Source organism: Acidovorax sp. GW835-FHT14G06 (assembly GCF_058793595.1).
In genome coordinates this window covers 22,625-39,493 of record NZ_JBXAGA010000010.1, presented here as the reverse complement: position 1 = coordinate 39,493, position 16,869 = coordinate 22,625, and the positions used below count along the sequence as shown (strand labels likewise).

General features: G+C 66.3%; 12 protein-coding genes. 2 read left to right on the top strand and 10 right to left on the bottom strand.

The features are described 5' to 3' along the window. The first annotated feature begins 51 nt into the window (after positions 1–51). Entirely contained in the window at positions 52–1,983 is a 1,932-nt protein-coding gene (locus AC1Q64_RS18080) for an autotransporter assembly complex protein TamA (protein WP_492252288.1), read from the top strand. Next, positions 1,983–6,404 carry a translocation/assembly module TamB domain-containing protein gene (locus AC1Q64_RS18075; protein WP_492252287.1) on the top strand — a complete coding sequence of 1,474 codons (4,422 nt, stop codon included), beginning with the start codon at positions 1,983–1,985 and terminating at the stop codon, positions 6,402–6,404. The genes AC1Q64_RS18080 and AC1Q64_RS18075 overlap by 1 nt, the downstream gene beginning before the upstream one ends. 115 nt (positions 6,405–6,519) lie before the next feature. Here AC1Q64_RS18075 and AC1Q64_RS18070 read toward each other — a convergent pair whose 3' ends face one another. The 10 genes from AC1Q64_RS18070 to AC1Q64_RS18025 all read right to left on the bottom strand — a co-directional run bounded on the left by AC1Q64_RS18070 (position 6,520) and on the right by AC1Q64_RS18025 (position 16,822). Continuing rightward, positions 6,520–6,963 (bottom strand): hypothetical protein, encoded by a 444-nt coding sequence (locus AC1Q64_RS18070; protein ID WP_492252286.1) that lies wholly within the window; start codon positions 6,961–6,963, stop codon positions 6,520–6,522. Further along, positions 6,963–7,178 (bottom strand): hypothetical protein, encoded by a 216-nt coding sequence (locus tag AC1Q64_RS18065; protein WP_492252285.1) that lies wholly within the window; start codon positions 7,176–7,178, stop codon positions 6,963–6,965. Before AC1Q64_RS18065 ends, AC1Q64_RS18070 begins: the two co-directional genes overlap by 1 nt. Beyond that, on the bottom strand, positions 7,175–7,384 hold the full coding sequence (locus AC1Q64_RS18060) for a hypothetical protein (protein WP_492252284.1): 210 nt from the start codon (positions 7,382–7,384) through the stop codon (positions 7,175–7,177). The genes AC1Q64_RS18065 and AC1Q64_RS18060 overlap by 4 nt, the downstream gene beginning before the upstream one ends. Further along, positions 7,381–7,794 carry a hypothetical protein gene (locus tag AC1Q64_RS18055; RefSeq protein WP_492252395.1) on the bottom strand — a complete coding sequence of 138 codons (414 nt, stop codon included), beginning with the start codon at positions 7,792–7,794 and terminating at the stop codon, positions 7,381–7,383. Before AC1Q64_RS18055 ends, AC1Q64_RS18060 begins: the two co-directional genes overlap by 4 nt. A gap of 62 nt (positions 7,795–7,856) precedes the next feature. Next, positions 7,857–8,102, bottom strand: a complete 246-nt coding sequence (locus tag AC1Q64_RS18050) for a holin (RefSeq protein ID WP_492252283.1) — start codon at positions 8,100–8,102, stop codon at positions 7,857–7,859. Positions 8,103–8,165: 63 nt separating this feature from the next. Continuing rightward, positions 8,166–8,597 carry a hypothetical protein gene (locus AC1Q64_RS18045; RefSeq protein WP_492252282.1) on the bottom strand — a complete coding sequence of 144 codons (432 nt, stop codon included), beginning with the start codon at positions 8,595–8,597 and terminating at the stop codon, positions 8,166–8,168. A gap of 2 nt (positions 8,598–8,599) precedes the next feature. After that, positions 8,600–9,739, bottom strand: coding sequence for a WD40/YVTN/BNR-like repeat-containing protein (locus tag AC1Q64_RS18040; protein WP_492252281.1), 1,140 nt, complete (start codon positions 9,737–9,739; stop codon positions 8,600–8,602). Further along, entirely contained in the window at positions 9,736–10,401 is a 666-nt protein-coding gene (locus AC1Q64_RS18035) for a hypothetical protein (protein ID WP_492252280.1), read from the bottom strand. Before AC1Q64_RS18035 ends, AC1Q64_RS18040 begins: the two co-directional genes overlap by 4 nt. Further along, positions 10,398–11,351, bottom strand: a complete 954-nt coding sequence (locus AC1Q64_RS18030) for a hypothetical protein (RefSeq protein WP_492252279.1) — start codon at positions 11,349–11,351, stop codon at positions 10,398–10,400. Before AC1Q64_RS18030 ends, AC1Q64_RS18035 begins: the two co-directional genes overlap by 4 nt. Beyond that, a complete protein-coding gene (locus AC1Q64_RS18025) occupies positions 11,348–16,822 on the bottom strand; it encodes a phage tail length tape measure family protein (RefSeq protein WP_492252278.1) in 5,475 nt (1,824 codons plus the stop codon). The genes AC1Q64_RS18030 and AC1Q64_RS18025 overlap by 4 nt, the downstream gene beginning before the upstream one ends. Positions 16,823–16,869 lie beyond the last annotated feature (47 nt).

Sequence of the window (16,869 nt, the reverse complement as noted above, 5' to 3'; positions counted from 1 at the left end):
GCTGGCAGGCTTGCCCTCCCCCTACGATCCTTCTGACATATTCCTCGCGCCGTGCCCTTCTGCGTTTTGCGCCCAGCCACCGCTACCACCCCAACGCCGGCCCTGTGGTCGGCGTTGCTGCTTTCCAGCGCGCTGTGCCTGAGTGGCTGCAGCCTGCTGCCGCGAGCCGACCAGCCAACAACCAGCGACATTGCCAGCACCACAGCCAGCGATGGCGCGGCGTCGTTTGACGTGGTGGTGCGCGCCCCTGACGCGGTGCGCGAGACGCTGGAGCGCCACCTGGAGCTGCAGCGCTTTCGCCAGCTGCCCGACCTGCAGGCCAACGAGTTGCAGCGACTGCTGGGCGCCACCGACGCCAATGCGCGGGAACTGCTGGGCACCCTGGGCTACTTTGCGCCCACCATCACCGTGGAGCTGACCGAGGCGCAGGAAACCGCGGGTGCCAGCAAGGCCCCGCACCGCACCGTCACGGTCACCGTGGATCCCGGCCCACCAACGCGCATTGCCAGTGCCGACATCACGGTGGCGGGCGACGCCGACAGCGACAGCGACAGCGACAGTCTGGCGCGCCAACAGCAGCGTCTGCAGCGCAACTGGTCCCTTACACCCGGGCAGCCCTTCACCCAGTCTGCGTGGGACAACGCCAAGGCCGATGGGCTGCGCCAGCTGCAGGCACGGCGCTACCCCACGGCGCGCATCGCCAACAGCCGGGCCGAGATCGATGCCGACCGGCACGAAGCCCAACTGGGCGTGAGCTACGACCCCGGCCCCGCCTACCGCTTCGGCCCCTTGCGCGTGCAGGGCAGCCAGCGCTACGACAGCGACGGCGCGCGGCGCCTGGCACGCCTGCCCACGGGCGCGGTGTATGACGAGGCAGAAATGCTGGACGCCCAGCTGCGCCTGGCCAGCAGCGGTTACTACGACGCCGTGTTCCTCACGCTCGACACCGAAGGCACCGACCCGCAGGCCGCCCCAGTGGTGGCCCAGGTGCGCGAGGCCCCGATGCAGAAGCTGGTGTTCGGCCCGGGCTTTTCGACCGACAGCGGTGCTCGTCTGTCGCTGGAGCACATTCACAACCAGATGCCTGTGCTGGGCTGGCGCGCGGTGACCAAACTCGCCCTCGACCGCGAAACCAAGCTCGCCAGTACCGAATGGACCGACCTGCCCAACAACAACGGCTGGCGCTGGTTTGCGGGTGTCCAGGTGCTGCGCGAGGCCACGGGTGACTACGACGTGAACAGCGGCCGCTTGCGCACGGGCCGCAGCAAAAGCACCAAAACCATCGACCGCAACTACTTTCTGCAGTACGACTACGCCAACAGCCAGGGGCTGACCGACAACATGCGATCGCCCTCCGACACCAGCACGGCCCTGAGCGTGAACTACGGTTGGACCGGGCGCTACTTCAACAGCCTCACCGCCCCCACGCGGGGCCATGGCGTGGCGGTGGAGCTGGGTCTGGGCACCACGCTGCGGCCAGAGCGCGACCCGTTTGTGCGCACCCTGGTGCGGTGGCAGTCTTTCATCTCCGCAGGCCGCGTGCTGGACGAGGCGGGCATCGGCCGCAATGCCCGTGTGGCACTGCGGGCCGAGGCGGGCGCGGTGCTGGCGCGTGAGGGTGCGCAGATCCCCGTCACGCAGCTGTTTGTGACCGGCGGCGACACCACGGTGCGCGGTTACGGCTACCGCAGCATCGGCGCGCGCACCGACAAGGGTCAGCTCTATGGTGGCCGCTACCTGGCCGTGGGCAGCGTGGAGTGGCAACGCCCCATCGTCTACAAAGGCGCCATGACCGACTGGGAAAGCACGCTGTTTGTAGATGCGGGCGCCGTGGCCGACAAGGTCGGTGACCTGAGCCCGCGTGTGGGCGTAGGCGCCGGTGTGCGCTGGCGCAGCCCCGTGGGCCCGCTGCAGGCCGATCTGGCCTACGGCGTCAAGACCAAGGCGGTGCGGCTGCACCTGCGCCTGGGGTTCAGCTTCTGATGGCGATGAACACCCCGCACCATCCCACACCCCGCTCCCGCGCGTCGGACTTCAGCGCCGGGTCTTCGTCGGCACAGCGCCCTCGCCCACCGCGCCCATCCGATGCCCACCGTGTACTGCGTGCACTGGGCTGGCTGCTGGTGGCCCTGGTGGCCTTGCTGCTGGCGGCCAGCGCGCTGCTGTGGTGGTGGGCAGGCAGCGGCACATCGCTGGCCACCACGCTGGCCCGCGCCGCACAATACCTGCCCGCCGACCAGCAACTGGAAAGCCGCGAGGTCAGCGGCTCGCTGCGCAGCGGCGGGCGCATTGGCTGGTTGCGCTGGAGCAGTCCCACCCTGGCGGTGGAAGTGACCGACATCCGCCTGGGCTGGCAGCTGGCCCCCTTGCTGCAGCGCCGCCTGGAGCTGGGCGAGGTGCATGCCACCCGCGTGCTGATCACGCCCCAGCCCCGGCCCGCCGACGTGCCCGAGCCACCGCCCACGCCCCTCACTGACCTGGTGCTGCCACTGCAGCTGGGCGTGCCTTTCCGTGTGGACCAGTTGTTGTGGGCCGGGTCGCCCGCCGTGGAGGCCGTGGGCCTGGTGGGCGACTACCGGTTTGACGGCCGCCAGCACCGTCTGAACATCGGCGCGGTAGAGCTGGCCCAGGGCCAGTACAGCGCACGCGCCACGCTGGGCGCACAAGCCCCCATGGCGCTGGACGCCACCGTGGACGGCACCGTGCACACCGCCGTACCCGGGGGCGGCGCGGCGCTGCAGGTGGGAGCCCACGCCACGCTGCAGGGCACGCTGGCCACCGCCGCAGCTCAACTGCAGCTGCAGGCACGCCTGAACCCCGCGCCGCCCAGCGAAGCCGCAACACCGCCGGCAGCCGCGCCTGCCAGCAAACCGGCTGCACCACCACACCCTCCCCCACGCACAACCCTTGCACCCGCTACACAACCCATGCAGGCCGACCTGGCCGCCACGCTGGCACCATGGGCGCAGCAACCCCTGCAGTCCGCCAACGCCACGTTGCGTGCCGTCAATCTGGCGGCCCTGTGGCCACTGGCACCTGTCACGCAGCTGCATGGCACTGTGCAAGCCGGGCCGACATCCGGTGGTTCAGGCACGGCTGGCGACCCCGCAGGCTGGAGCCTGCAGGCCCAGCTGCGCAACGACCTGCCCGGGCCGTGGGACCAAACCCGCCTGCCACTGACCGCATTGGACGCCAGCGCAAACTACGACGGTACCCGCTGGACCCTGCCCAGCGCCACCTTGCAGGCAGGCGCGGGCAGCATCACTGCTCAGGGCCACTACACCCCCGCCACCCACGCCCTGGAAGGCCAGGCCACCCTGCGCGCGCTGCGCCCCGACGCCCTGCACACGCTGCTGGCCGCCGCCCCGCTCTCCGGCCGCGTCACCGCACAAACCCAGGACGACGCCGTGCGCTTCAGCGCCGATGTGCGGGCCGACCCAGGCACGGCTGCGCGCGCTGCCACGACAAAGACAACAGCGGTGGCAGGCACACCGCTTCGCATCAACACCTTGAGCACACAAGGCACGTGGCAGGCCGCCGCTGGCGGCACGGTGCGGCTGGACCGCCTGTTGCTGGACGCATTGCAGGCCCGTGTGGAAGCTACCGACCTGCGCTTAGCGCTGGCCGCACAGTCTGCCCAAGGCAAGGTCACCTTGGCGGTGCCCGGCGCCACGGCGCAGGCACAAGGCACGCTGGCTGCCCAAAGCGGCGCCGGCGACCTGCAGGTGCAGTGGACCGACACCGACCGCACGCAGCGCTGGCTGACCAGCCTGCCGCTGGTGGGCCCCACCGTGCAACGCACGCTGCAAGGGGCCAGTGCCAAGGGTGCGGCACAACTCACCGCCCGCTGGAAGGGGGGCTGGCAGACGCTGGCCCAGCAGCTTCAGACTGCCACCGCCACCAGCGCGCCGCCCCGCAACCAAGACCGCTTTGAGCTACAGGCCACGCTGAATGCCCCCCAACTGGACCTGACGCTGCCCGCCACCAACAACGCAGGCGGCGGCACGGCAGCCGGGCAAGTCCTGCAACTGCGCGCCATCCAGGCAGAACTGGGTGGCCACCTGGCACAAGCCACCCTGTCGTTGCGTGGCGAGGTCCGCACGCCAGCCCCCCAGGCCCTGCAGACGGCGGTGCAGACCCGCGTCTCCAGCACCTTGGTGGGTGCAGGGCAATGGCAGGTGCAGGTCAGCGAACTGCGCCTGCAAGCGCAAGCGGCGCAGCACCCCGGGCCCTCCTGGGCCCTGCAACTGTCGGAGCCTTTGGGCCTGACCATGCGCACCGGCCTCCACACGCCCAGCGCACCCGCGTCAGGAGCCAGCGGGCGTGCCACACCATCGCCCGCCACCAGCGCCACCCTCAGCCTGCAGGCAGCAGCCGGGCAAGCCCGCGTGACGGGCCCCTTGCCAGGCACCGTGACGCTGCGCTGGTCGCCCGTTCAATGGTCCACAGCCACGGCACCCGGCGCCCCCATGCGGTTGCAAACGCAGGGCACGCTGCAGGGCCTGCCCATGGCCTGGGTGGATGCGCTGGGCCTGGGCGAGACGCCCGCCGCCGCGGGCCGGCCCGCGCAGCCGTTGCTTGCGCGCATGGGGCTGGCCAGCAGCATCGTGCTCGACGGGCAATGGAGTGTGGACACCACGGGCAACGCCCTGCGAGCCAGCGCCAGCCTGCGCCGTGCCAGTGGCGACCTGCGCATCCTGGCGGGCGATGCCACCGCCGTCACGGCGGTGCAAAGCAGCGGCCAAGGCACCGGTGCCGGAGCCACCACCGTACTGGCAACTGCGGCCACGCCGCCTGCAGGTGCATCCAGCGCATCGAGCGCCCCAGGCACTCCAGCCGGTGTACGCCAGGCAGAAATCACGGTCACCGCCGAAGGCGACACGCTGCGCGCGCGCCTGCTCTGGGCCAGCGACCGCGCGGGCGAAATCGACGCCATCGCCAGCACGCGCCTGGCCGTAGCCAACGCCGATGCCCCCGTCACCTGGCCTGCCGATGCGCCGCTGGCCGGCACCCTGCGTGCGCGCCTGCCCGACGTGGGCGTGTGGTCGGCCCTGGCACCGCCCGGCTGGCGCGTGCGCGGCACGCTGGATGCCAGCGCCACCTTGTCGGGCACGCGCGATGCCCCGCGCTGGGCAGGCACTCTGGGGGCCGACGACATGGCGGTGCGGTCGGTAGTCGATGGAGTGGACCTGCAAGGTGGCCGCCTGCGCGCCACGCTGCAGGGCAACCAGCTCAACATCACCGAGTTCCGCCTGCAAGGCGGGCGTGGCAGCAACGCGCGCATCGCAGGCTTCAGCGGCAACCGCACGGCCGCTGCGCAAGACGGCGGCATGCTGACCGCTACCGGCCGCGTGGCCTGGGGCGACAGTGCCACGACAGGCACAGGCCTGTCAGGCATCACCATGTCACTGCAGGCCGAGGCCAAGGCCCTGCAGGTGCTGGTGCGTGCCGACCGGCAGGTCAGCGTGTCGGGCCAGGTGCAGGCGCAATTGCAGCAGGGCCAGATCAGCCTGCGCGGCAACCTCACCACTGACCGCGCCACCATCATCCTGCCCGATGAATCTGCACCCAGCCTGGGATCGGACGTGGTCGTGCGCTCCGCCGCCAAGGACCGTGAAGACCAGGCCAAGGCCCAGGCCGCCGCCAAGGCCAGCCAGGTGGCGGCGCAGGCAGAGACGGCCAAGCCTCCCGACATCGCCATCACCCTCAACCTCGGGCGCGACTTTGCACTGCAGGGCCAGGGCATCACCACCCGGCTGACGGGCGAGGTGGACATCCGCAGCAGCGCCGTGCCCGGCGCACCGCCGCGCGTGACCGGCGAGGTGCGCACCGACCAGGGCCGCTACCGCGCCTGGGGCCAGATGCTGGATGTGGAGACGGGCCTCATCCGCTTCAACGGCCCGTACAACAACCCCTCGCTCGACATCCTGGCGCTGCGCCCCAACATCAGCGTGCGCGCAGGCGTGCAGGTCACCGGCAGCGCGCAGGCGCCGCGCGTCACGCTCTACTCCGACCCAGAGTTGCCCGACGCCGAAAAACTGTCGTGGGTGGTGCTGGGCCGCAACGCATCGGCAGGCGGCGCCGAAGCCGCCGTGCTGCAGCAGGCTGCCCTCGCCCTGCTGGGCCGCAACGGCAACAAGAACCCCACCGCCAACGCCGCCAACCGCCTGGGCCTGGATGAAATCGGGTTTCGTGGCGCCACGGCGGGCGACGACGCCAGCACTGCCGCCCTTACCTTCGGCAAACGCCTGTCCAAAGACCTGTACGTGACCTACGAACGCAGCCTGTCGGGCACGCTGGGCACGCTCTACATCTTTTACGACCTCTCCCGCCGCCTCACCCTGCGCGGGCAGACCGGCGAGAAAAGCGCGGTGGACATCATCTACACCGTGAAATACGACTGAGGACCAAGCGGCTCAAGAGGCCCGCGCGCGCCACTACAATGCGCGGCTGCCTTGCCTCCTCGTAGTTCAATGGGTCGCTACACTGTAGAAACGGTGGCGACGTATCACTTTCGTATCAGCGCGGCTGTGAGGGCCACGCATCCATCAAGGTTTGGACATCAGAGGCGTGGCCTTGAGCTGCGCCCGCCATCTCGCTATATCTTCGGATGCACTGATCGAATACGAGACTGGCGGTAGTGGCGTACTGATCGACGGCCTCGCGGGAAGCGTTGCGGATTCTGTCGGGGACTGTGGCAAGGTCGCCCCGCAGCCCATCAAGCTCATCGCGCAAACCGTCAGCATCGCGCTTGTTTTGAGCCGCGCGCGCTTCGGCTTTTCTGAGTGCTGCATCTGACTGCTCCTTGTAAAGTGCTGTTTTGCGCAACTCGCGCTGCGTGGCCTCTTGCGCCTCGGTTGCGTAGTGCGCTTGAAGCTCTGCGATTTCCTCGCCCAGCTTCCACCCCTGGGCGGTCCAGCCGATCAGGCCAGCGGCCACGGCAACACCGACATAGGCCCACATCAGATCGACCCCTTCTGCCGCTGAATCCCAGCCTTCACGCCCAGGCCGTAGAAGTGCTTTGCGAGTCCCTCTAGCTGGCGCTCAGACCACGGAGTGCAGCCCACCTCGGCGCATTCCTTGGCATCCTCTGCTGAGACTTCCAGGCCCTTTGTGGTGGCGCAGCCGGTGAGACTTGCGCTGATCAAAACGGCGGCAATGAGTACGGTGAGTTTCATGATGGGTCCTTGTTGGACTTGTCATCCCAGGTCGCAAAGCCCACGTATGCCACCACCACGGCACCGGCAAACGTGTAGAACGGCGCGGCCACAACCCCAAGCTGTGCCGAGTCTGTGTAGAGCAGCAGCAGCGGGAACGCCAGCCCTGCCAGCAGTGACAGCCACGCCATGCGGCGGCGATGTTTCCAGCGGTCTTTTTCGTTCATTGCACAAACTCCACGGCACGCGCGTGCAAGTCGTCCCAGGTCTGACGGTGCGGCTTTCCGGGGCGCCAGTTGCGGTAGTAGCAGTCCCACGCGCCTTGCGCATCGTCCATTGCTGGCAGAGGGCGTGGGTCGGTGTAAAGCAGCAGGCGTGCCACCGCTGCGGCCAGGACGTCATCACGCTCCAGCGCTGCCCATATCGCACGGGGCTCAAACGCCACCCCGCGCACCACGCAGATTTGCCGCAGCAGGCCAGAGCTAGCAGGGTGGTTGACGCAGCCGCGCACGCCGCCGCCCTGCTCAAACTGCCAAAACCCACGGGCGGGGCCGTTGCCCATTTGGCGGCGGTACTCAAACCGGCTTTCCTGCAGCCCAATGGACAGGAGCATCACCCGGGCTAGCGGGCTGTCCATGTGCTTGGGCAGCAGTTCAAGCGCTGGGTCAATGGCGGTGTCGGTGATGGTTTGCAGGATGTTCACAGCTCACTCCAGTTGGACCCGAAGTCCCTGCGCATCCGCAATTCCTGCTCTCTGGCCTCGCGCCGGTCTTTTCTCCAGGACCAGATTTGCCCAAGAATCAACCCGGTCAAGCCCACAAAGATGCCGACGATCACGCCGAGCTCGTTCAGGGTCAGCCCAGCTACTACGGCGCCACTGGCACCTCCGTATGCGGCCACTTTGCTGGCGACGATGCCCGCGTTTTCTGCTGCGTGGTTGCTCATCTATACCCCTCCCGGGCAAAGAAAAACCCGCCGCAGCGGGTTGGTTGTTCTTGTGTTCGTTGCTCAGGGCACTTCGTGCGGCTGCACTGGCGCATCAATCACAGCCGCTGCATCGATCTCATGGCCAGCGCTTTGCAGGATGGCAAGGCCGCCCGGCAGATCAGGGTTGCTCAGGTCGATGTGGCGGCGCACCTGGGCGTCACGGATGACGGCCTGCACCAGTGGCGATTGATCGGCCAGGATCTGCCACTTGAGCGGCCCGAAGCGGTCGAATAGCGCGCCTACGGTTATGAGGCGCGGCGCTTGCGCCGGAGCATCTGGGGCCGGAGGCTCGATGTAGTCGAGCATGGCCCAGCCCTCCCCCGTCCAGTTGGGCCAGGGCTGGCCCACCACGCGCTCGGCGGGCAGGCTGTCGGGCGCAACGTCCGTGGCGCGGCCAGGGATTTCGGCGGGCGAGTACCAGCCCCAAAGGTCGAAATGGTGCAGAGTGGTCATGGTCACAGGGCCTTGATAAATACGGGCTCGGAAGCGATGGGGTTGCCAGACACTGCGGGGCCGTAGCTCTGCAGCATGGGAACGCAGAAATCAGTCGCGGATTCGGTGAACGAGTACGCCGTGGCAGAGGCCTGAATCTGGACGATGGCGGAACCCTTTTTCGCAAAACCAGAGTTGAGCGCGCGGGCCTGCAAAGACTGGGACTCGACAAACCACTCCTTGCCGTCCATGGACATCGCGACACCTGCGGCCGTGGAGATGAAGAACCGGTCGCCCGAGTAGGTCACCTTCCAGGCGTTAGAGCTTGCAACCCCAGGGATGCCGACAGCGCACCATGTCACGCCGTGGTCAGAGCTGACCCACAACCCGGACGCTGCGCCGGTCATCACGATGACGCCAGCGCCATTGCTGGCGATGTCCCCCGACGACGCTGCAATGGCCTCGGGGATCTGTGATTCAGCCCAGGTGACGCCGTCAGTGGATGTGCTGACGACCGCAGCGCCATCGCACACGATGAAGAACTTCTGGCCGGACCAGCAGACGCCGCGCCGGTACAGCGAAGTCAGCCCCGTGCGGTTGGTCCAAGCGGTCGAGCCGTTGTCGAGCGTGTACACGCTAGTGCCTGAAGACCCGCCGATGCTGACGATGCGCGCTGGAGTTGACCCATATGCCAGCAAATTCAGAAGCCCGGCGGGGACACTGTTGATGCCACCCGACGTAGACGTCCATGTCGAATTTGGGTTGTCACCCGTGGTGACGAACGGCTGCGTGGTCGTGGTGTTGACAGCGCAGAACCGAGTGCCCGCCCAAATAACGCATGCCACAGACGCAGACGGGGTGGAAAGGGATGCAGATGACCAGGTCGCACCGTCCGTTGAATACTGCATGCCCGGGTTGCCAGCCGCCAAGGGTGTGACGAAGTACGTCGGGCTGGCAGCCACGCTGTAGCTGCTGGGGGTGCTGCCGAGCGTGCGGATGGTGCCAGTCAGGCGCCCGAACGGGAACTTGGTGGACAGCCGGGGATATGCAGACCGGGTGAGCGCGCGGCCGTCAGCGCGCACATATTGCGGCTCTGTCAGGCCGTAGCCCTTGGCGGTGGAGCCAAGCGGCGCACCGCCACCAAACTGACTTGCTGCGCTCATAGAAGCCTCCAGGAACCATTGATAAATCGGAGTTGATAGGTGGTCGGGTTGTCGAGCAGCATGTCTTCGGCCAGCGCCATGATCGTGCTGCCGTTGCGGGCCACGGTGTTGTCATAACGGCCGTTGGCAACGGTGATCCACACCATTGCGCCCTCTGCTGGGGATGCTGGCAATGTGAGGGTGGTTGCGGCCGCGTTGTTCAGCGGGTAGTGGTATCCGGCCACGGCCGTTTGCGTTGTGCCGGACACCGGCACCAGAGGCAAGAAAACGTCATACGCACGCCAGCTGGCAGACACGCCAGGCACGGCGGCCGTGACGTCGGCCAGGTTGTCGAGCAGCAGCCAGACACGACCTGCATACGCCACAGATGCGGGCTTGTTCAGTGGCCCAGTCAGTCCAGCCCAGTCGCCCTTGAAGTTGGACCCAGCCATTGATGTAACGGCCGAGGCCTCGGATGCGGTGGCGCTGGCGGCAGCGGCGGTGGCGCTCTCGAAGGCGCTCAACGCGTTCTGGTAGGCCTTGGAAACCGCGCCAGTGATCCAGGTCACCAGCGATGGAACCCAGCTACCCCAGGTGTAGGCCTTTGCATTAAACGAAGGATCGCCAAGCGCCGGGAACTCCGGCACGGACGGCGCCGCATCTGGCGCGACAGGACTGGTCATACATTGCCTTTGATTTGCAGGTCCACCTGAGCAGTGGGCCAGTTGACGGACCGGACAGAGCCGGTGACTTTGCCCACCGTGGCCAGGTGGGAATACTTGGGAAGCTCGCTCACCTCGATGGCCACAGCCTTACCAAGGATCTGTTCCAGAAGCAGCTTTGCCGAGGGCGCGCCTGCTGCATCAATCACACAGGACAGGTTGATGTCGGTAGCCTTGCGGCCCTCCACATCGATGTACGTTCCATCCTTGTATTCCTGGCTGTACGAGTAATCCCGCGTGGTGGCCTCGACGCCGTACTGCACGCCGCTGGCCTGCGTGAGCGGCGCAAGCAGGGTCTTCCAGTTGCCCACGCTGATGAAGCCGACAGCGGCCTCGACCAAAGGGTTGTTCCGGGTGAGCGTGATCGTGACCTTGGCATTCGGGTTGATCGGGATGTCCTTGAGCGCGTAGTAAGTGCCGCGTGCAAGTTCGCCGAACAGGTATTCCCACAAGCCGGGGGCCTGCTCCCACAACTCAATGTCCACGGGCGTGATCAGGTTGGTCGCGCCATCCTTCACCGTGATGTTGAGGTGGTCGGCCTCAATCTCGTAGATGGCCACACCATTGATGAACCCTGGCGTCAGCTCATACGTGACATTCCCGGCGCGGCGCGCCTTGGTGAACAGGTACTTGTCGAAGGGGGCCATGCGGTTGGTGGGGGCACCTTCGTCTTTCAGCCACCAACCCTCTGCGGCCGCGCTGCCTGGCACATAGGTGTTTGCAGGGGCCCCGGTGATGGGCTGCACGCACTCGTACCAGCACCCATCGCGCGTGCGGCGGTCCTTCAGTACGAACGTGCCGCCAGATGTCCATGCGACCTCTGCGGGGGTGATCGAGGTGTCAACATCCGGGATGTTGGTTCCGGCGCCGAACATGGCGGTCGTAATGGTCTTGGGGAGGAGGATGTTCATGCGACGGCCTTCTGGCGGCTGAATTGCCCGCCATTGCTGTACTGATCGAACTGGCGGCTAAGTTGTGGGAGCGGACGGGTATTGCCAGCGGTTTCATTCGCCGCCGCCTCCAGGGCGTCTACCTTCGCCAGCAACTGCTCCACCAGAGCCTCCAGGCGGCCAGATCCAGCGCTTCCGCCACCCGCAGCCGGGTTGTAGGCCTTGGGCACCACAGCCTCACCCTCATGGATGTAGGCCAGCATGTCGCGCGGTACGTAGTTGGTGCCAACGGCAAACTTCGGGATGTTGGTGGCACCGCCCGCGCGGAGGTTTTCTTCCAGCTGGGCCACGGTGATGCCGTAGGCCGCAGCCACGTCGGCCATGGAGGCACCCGTCTGCGTGATGGCGTCGGCGATTCCCTGAGCGGACATGCCGCCCGCGATGGCGGCGTCCAGATTGCTCTTGATGGCGCCGTAGTAAGCGGCCTCACTGTTGCCGCCCTGCACTTGGCTGTTGTAGAGCGCCGAGCGCGTGGCATCGCCATAGTTGCCGCCCGTGGTGCCCAGGAATGCAGAGCCGTACACGCTGGTCATCAGGTCGCGCCCCGCCATGCCCAGGTACTTGCCGTCCGGCGAGTAGATGGTGCTGTCGAGGTTGACGATGTTGCCGGTGCCGTTGTCGTAGCGCGCCAGGTTGTAGCCTGCGTAGGGCTTGGCCGTGTCCAGCGTGTTGTTGGCCGATACCACGCCGCCATCCGTCCATTTGTGGGTGCGCAGCCACTCGGTGAAGTTCTCGCGCGAGAGGTTCAGGCCGAACTGCTCGGGCCCGTCCTTGTAGAGCTTGTAGGCCAACACAGGGTCGAGGCCGAAGCTCTCATAGCTGAGCAGGCTGTTGCGGTCGTTCTGAAAATACGCAGCCACGTCGGCGGGCATCTTCGAGAGGTCGCTGCGCACCAGGGTGCTGCCATCCGTAGGCAGGCTGGAGCGGCCCGTGGTCATGACCTGCTCGAAGTCTTTGGCGAACTGCGGGTTGTTCTTGAAGTACAGGTACGACCCGAACAGTTCCTTGTCGGTGCTGTCTCCCGCCATGCCGCCCACGCGCATCCAGTCGGGCACCTGGTAGCCAGCGCTTTGCAGCGCGCCCACGTTGGCGTTTGTGGCCAGGCCCTGATACCAGGCCTTGAACTTGTCGAAACTGGACAAAGCCACATCTGCGCCATAGTCGGCGCGCGCCACGGTGCCCCTGTCCCGGTAGGCGGGGCCCGACACGTCGCCGCCCAGGCTGCCGGTTGCAGCAGTTGGCCGGGTGCTGCCCGTTCCACCCAAGAAGCCGCTCAGCTGCTGCACAGCAGACTCAACGCTCAGGATGCCCTGGTACGTGCCGTTCGCGATGTCGATCTGCTGCTTCCAGTAGTCGAGCACCTGCTCGTTCTGGTCGATCTGCGTTTCGAGCGCGCGCACCGTGCGTTGGGCGTCTGTGAGCTGCTTTTCTGCAATGCCTTCCAGGCCCGAGAGCTTCCCCGCCAATACCAGGCGGTCGCGGTCGGCAGCAAACTGGGTGGTGTACGCGCCGCCGTCCATACCACCACGCACGGCGCCGATTGCCTCGGCCAGCTTGTCGGCGTCTGGCAGATAGCCCGAGGCCTTTGCAGTGGCCAGCGCCTGGTCAATGAAGGCATTGCCCTGGCTGGCCAGCATGCCGCGCGTGCCGTCCACTTGGCCGTACAGCTCCCGCACGTTGCTGCGCAGGATGCCGAACAGGTTGTCGAGGGTGCTTTCCACCTCCTGCGCGGCGCTGAGCTGGCTCTGCAGGGACTTGTTGCGGGCCGACACTGCATCTTGCAGGGCGCCGTAGTAGGCCTGGCGCTGCTGCTCCAGGGTCTGCGTGGTGGTCTGGGCTGCCTCGGTGATGGATGCGAAGGCGCCGGACAGTGCAAGCAGGGTTGCGTAGGTCTTGCGGCCGGACTCGCTGAGGTCCTTTTCTGCCCCCTGCACCAGGGCGCGGAACTGGTCGCGCGCGTTGCTGGCGTTGATGTCGGGCAGCTGCAGGCCCAGGGTGGACAGCTGCTCTGCCAGCGAGCGCTGCAGGTTGGCGCGCTGCTCTTCGCCTGTGAAGAAGTTCGTGTAGTAGGTCTGCAGGTTGCCCAGCAGCTTGTCGAACCCACCGGACACTTCAGCCAGCCCTGCGGCTGCGTCAAAGCTCAGTGTGGCCAGCGTGTCCAGGCCCATGCCCTTGAGCGCGTCCTTGAACTGGTTCACGCCGACGATCTGGGCGTTGATGGTTTCCAGGAGCTTGTTGGCGGCGTCTTCGGTGAGGCCCTCGGCGTCCACACCCTTCAGCATCTTCTGCACAGACTGCGGGATGTCCGAGACAGTCTGCAGCGCCTGAATCGTGGCTTGCTTCAGATCGAGCGTGAAGTTCTCCAGCGCGGTCTTGAAGTCGGGGCTGTTGGTGCTGAACTTCTCGTACAGAGTCCCGGCGTAGTTGTCGCCCTTGCCGGATTCTCCGAAGGCTGCGCCAGTGGACAGCAGGCCGCCCGCAAACACCCCGCCCCGGCCCTTGCCCGAGGTTTCCAGGCCTGCGGAGAATCCGGTGAGGGTTGCAGCGCTGCCCAGGGCCTTGAGGAACCCATTGATGCCGCTGGCCGTGCCCGCCACTGCTTCACGGATGGCGGATTCCTGCGCAACGGGGTCGCCTTCAAGGCGGTAGGCAATGCCGTCCTTCAGCGCGGTCTGCAGGCCGTTGGTGAAGTCGCGGTCGAACTGCTGGCCCTCGATGGTGTAGGTTTGGCCCCGGCGCTGGTTGGTCACGCTGCCGTCAAAGGCCACGCCGAACTGGCCGCCTGTGCGGGTTTCGCCCTTGGTCTTGCCAATGATGGCCGTGAGGGCGCCGATGCCAAGCGCGATTGGGCCCAGCACCCCGGCGATCATCCCGGCGCCTTGGGCCATGATGGCCGCTGGGCCGCCAGAGGTGAGCATGCTCAGGCCACCACTCAGAGCGCCCAAGCCGTTGCCGGACATGAGCGCGGAGAAGCCGTAACCGGCCGCCGTGCCAGCGCCGCCCAGCAGGCCCGCAGCGTTACCCAGGAACGAAGCCCCGCTGGCAGCGCTGCCGATTGCGCCCAGGGCGGACGTACCCGCGTTCGCAGCGCCAGCCAAGCCCAGGGCCCCGGTGATGGCGCCCGCCACCGGGTTGACCACGGCGCTGACGATTGGCCGCAGCACCAAGGTGCTGAACATGTTCTTGATCGTGTCGCGCAGGTTCTGAGCGAAGTCCTTGCCACTCTCGAACCCGCGCAGCAGTGCGTCTGTCAGGCTGCGGTTGATGTCTGCCGCAGCTCGATCCCACTCGCGGGCCGCATCCTTTGCAGAATCCTCTGCAGCCTTGCGGGCTTCTTTGGAGCCGATGAGGCCCACCAACTCCTTGCGAGCGTCGATCTCTTTCTGGACAGCGAGATAGGCGTCCTCGTTGCCCAGCAGGCCGTCTCTCTTTTCCTCAAGGCGGGCGATGGTCACCAGCTCAATCGCCTGCGCAAGAGAGTAGTAACCACCTGCGGCAATGGCGGCGGCGGCCTCTTCTGTGCGCAGTTGGTCGGCCTGTTGCTGAGCTGCAGCAGCACCCTTGCCAAAGCTCTCCACGTATTTCAGGTGGGCTTTAGCTGCCTCTTCGGATGCCTTGGCCTGCGCCTTGGTCGCGTCTGCCTGCTCCTTCGCAATGGCGACAGCAAAGGGTTGCTTTTTAATCAGCGCCTCGACCGCCTGCACATACTGCTGCTCGGTAATGACGTTGTTTGCGCGCTGCTTCTGGTAGTTGGCCAGCTCGGCGTAGTAGGTGGATGACACACCGGCCAAGTCAGCAAAGACGCGCATCTGGTCGCGCAGCTCTTTGTTCTCTGAGGCAGTGCTACCCTTCTTGGCATAGCTCTCGCGGATCTGCGCCAGGCGCTGTTCGATCTCGGCCTGGCTCTTGCCAGCTTCTGCACCCTGCACGCGCGCTGCGGCGAGCTCGCGCTCCATCTTGGCCTTGTCGGTCAGGAACTTCTCGCCCGCCTTGTCGAAGGCGGCTGTGGCCTTGACCTGCTCGCCGCGCTTGCGCTCTTCTTCGGCCGCGACGCGGCTCTGGTTTGCAACGCCCTCCAACGCCGCAGCCTGGGCCTGCAGTGCGGCAAGCTCTGCCCGTAGGCGCTCCGTTGCTGCTTGGCTTGGCCGTCCAAAGGCCGCGCCGCCGCCGTTGGCGCCAAAGCCGCCGTTTGCAAGTTGGTTTTCTCGGTCGGCAATTTGCTTGCGAACCGCTGCCAACTGGTCAACATTCGTGGAAGCCCGGCCAACGTTCAGGATGGCGTCCCAAGCGCTCTTGGCTGCATCCTTCACGGCCAGCCAGCCTCGCTCCACGGTGCCAAGATTGCGCTCCATCTCGCCCGCGCGGCCTGCGAGCGTGTCAGCAAAGGCGCGCTGCGCAACGTTTGCGGCTTCTGCAGTCTTGCCTTGCTCTTCCAGGCTCTTGATCTGCTTGTAAGTGCTGTCCGTGAGAAAGTTCATCCCATCGTTGAGCTTCAGCACAGCAGCCAGAGGTTCATTGCGCAAAGATGCAAATTGCTCTGCCGTCTTCTCCACCGCCTGCCCAGTGGCGCGCTCGTACTGAACAGCCGCTTGAGCGGCCTCCTTTAAAGACTCGGCGCCGATCTTTCCAGTGGATGCCAGAGCAGCCAGCGACTCTGCGGCTTTGCCCTGCGTGCCGACTACGGCGCTGATTTCTTGGGCGTAGGCCTTGAGCTGTGCCGCATTAGTGCCAGCCGCGTTACCGGTGGTGATCAGGGCCTTGTTGTAAGCGTCAGCCTCTGCGCTCCCCTGCTTGTAGGCCACAGCCAAGGCCACGCCAGCCGCAGCCGCCACGGTGAACGGATTGACCAGGCCAACCACGTAGCCGCCCAGGGCGCGAGCCGCGTTGCCTGCACCACCAAACATATCTTTGAGCTGCCCGCCCTGCTGCAGGAACACGGTCAGCGGTGCTTGACCGCCCTGCAGGCTGGTCACGATGTCGGTGAATTGGGCTGGGACTCCACGCAGCGCAGCGGCGGTCTGCTTTGCTGAAATCCCCATCTTGTCCAGAGAACCAGAGGCGGCTCGTTGTGCTGCTGCCGCTTGCTCTTCCAGCTCGCGCAACTTCCTCAACGCCGGTTCAAACTTGGATGCGTCGAGGCCCTTGTCGCTGATGTTGAATTCCAGGCGCTGAGAAGCCGTCTTGCCCAGCAATTCAAGCTCGTTCGTTGCGCGCTTGATGGATGCCGAGATGCGGCTTTCTGCCCGGGTGAACTTGTCTGCACTGGCGCCCGCGCCGTCGCCGATCTTGTCAACGGCCTGGCCTGCCTTGGTCGCAGACGTGGCTACCTCAGTGGCCATCTGCTGGGCCTTGTCGCCAACACGGTTGAAGGCGCTTTCAGCCTGTTCCGAGTTGACGACTACGTCGGCCTGGATGTTGAGATCAGATGCCATGGGCGCCCAAATGAAAAAGGCCCGCCGAAGCGAGCCAGGAAATAGAA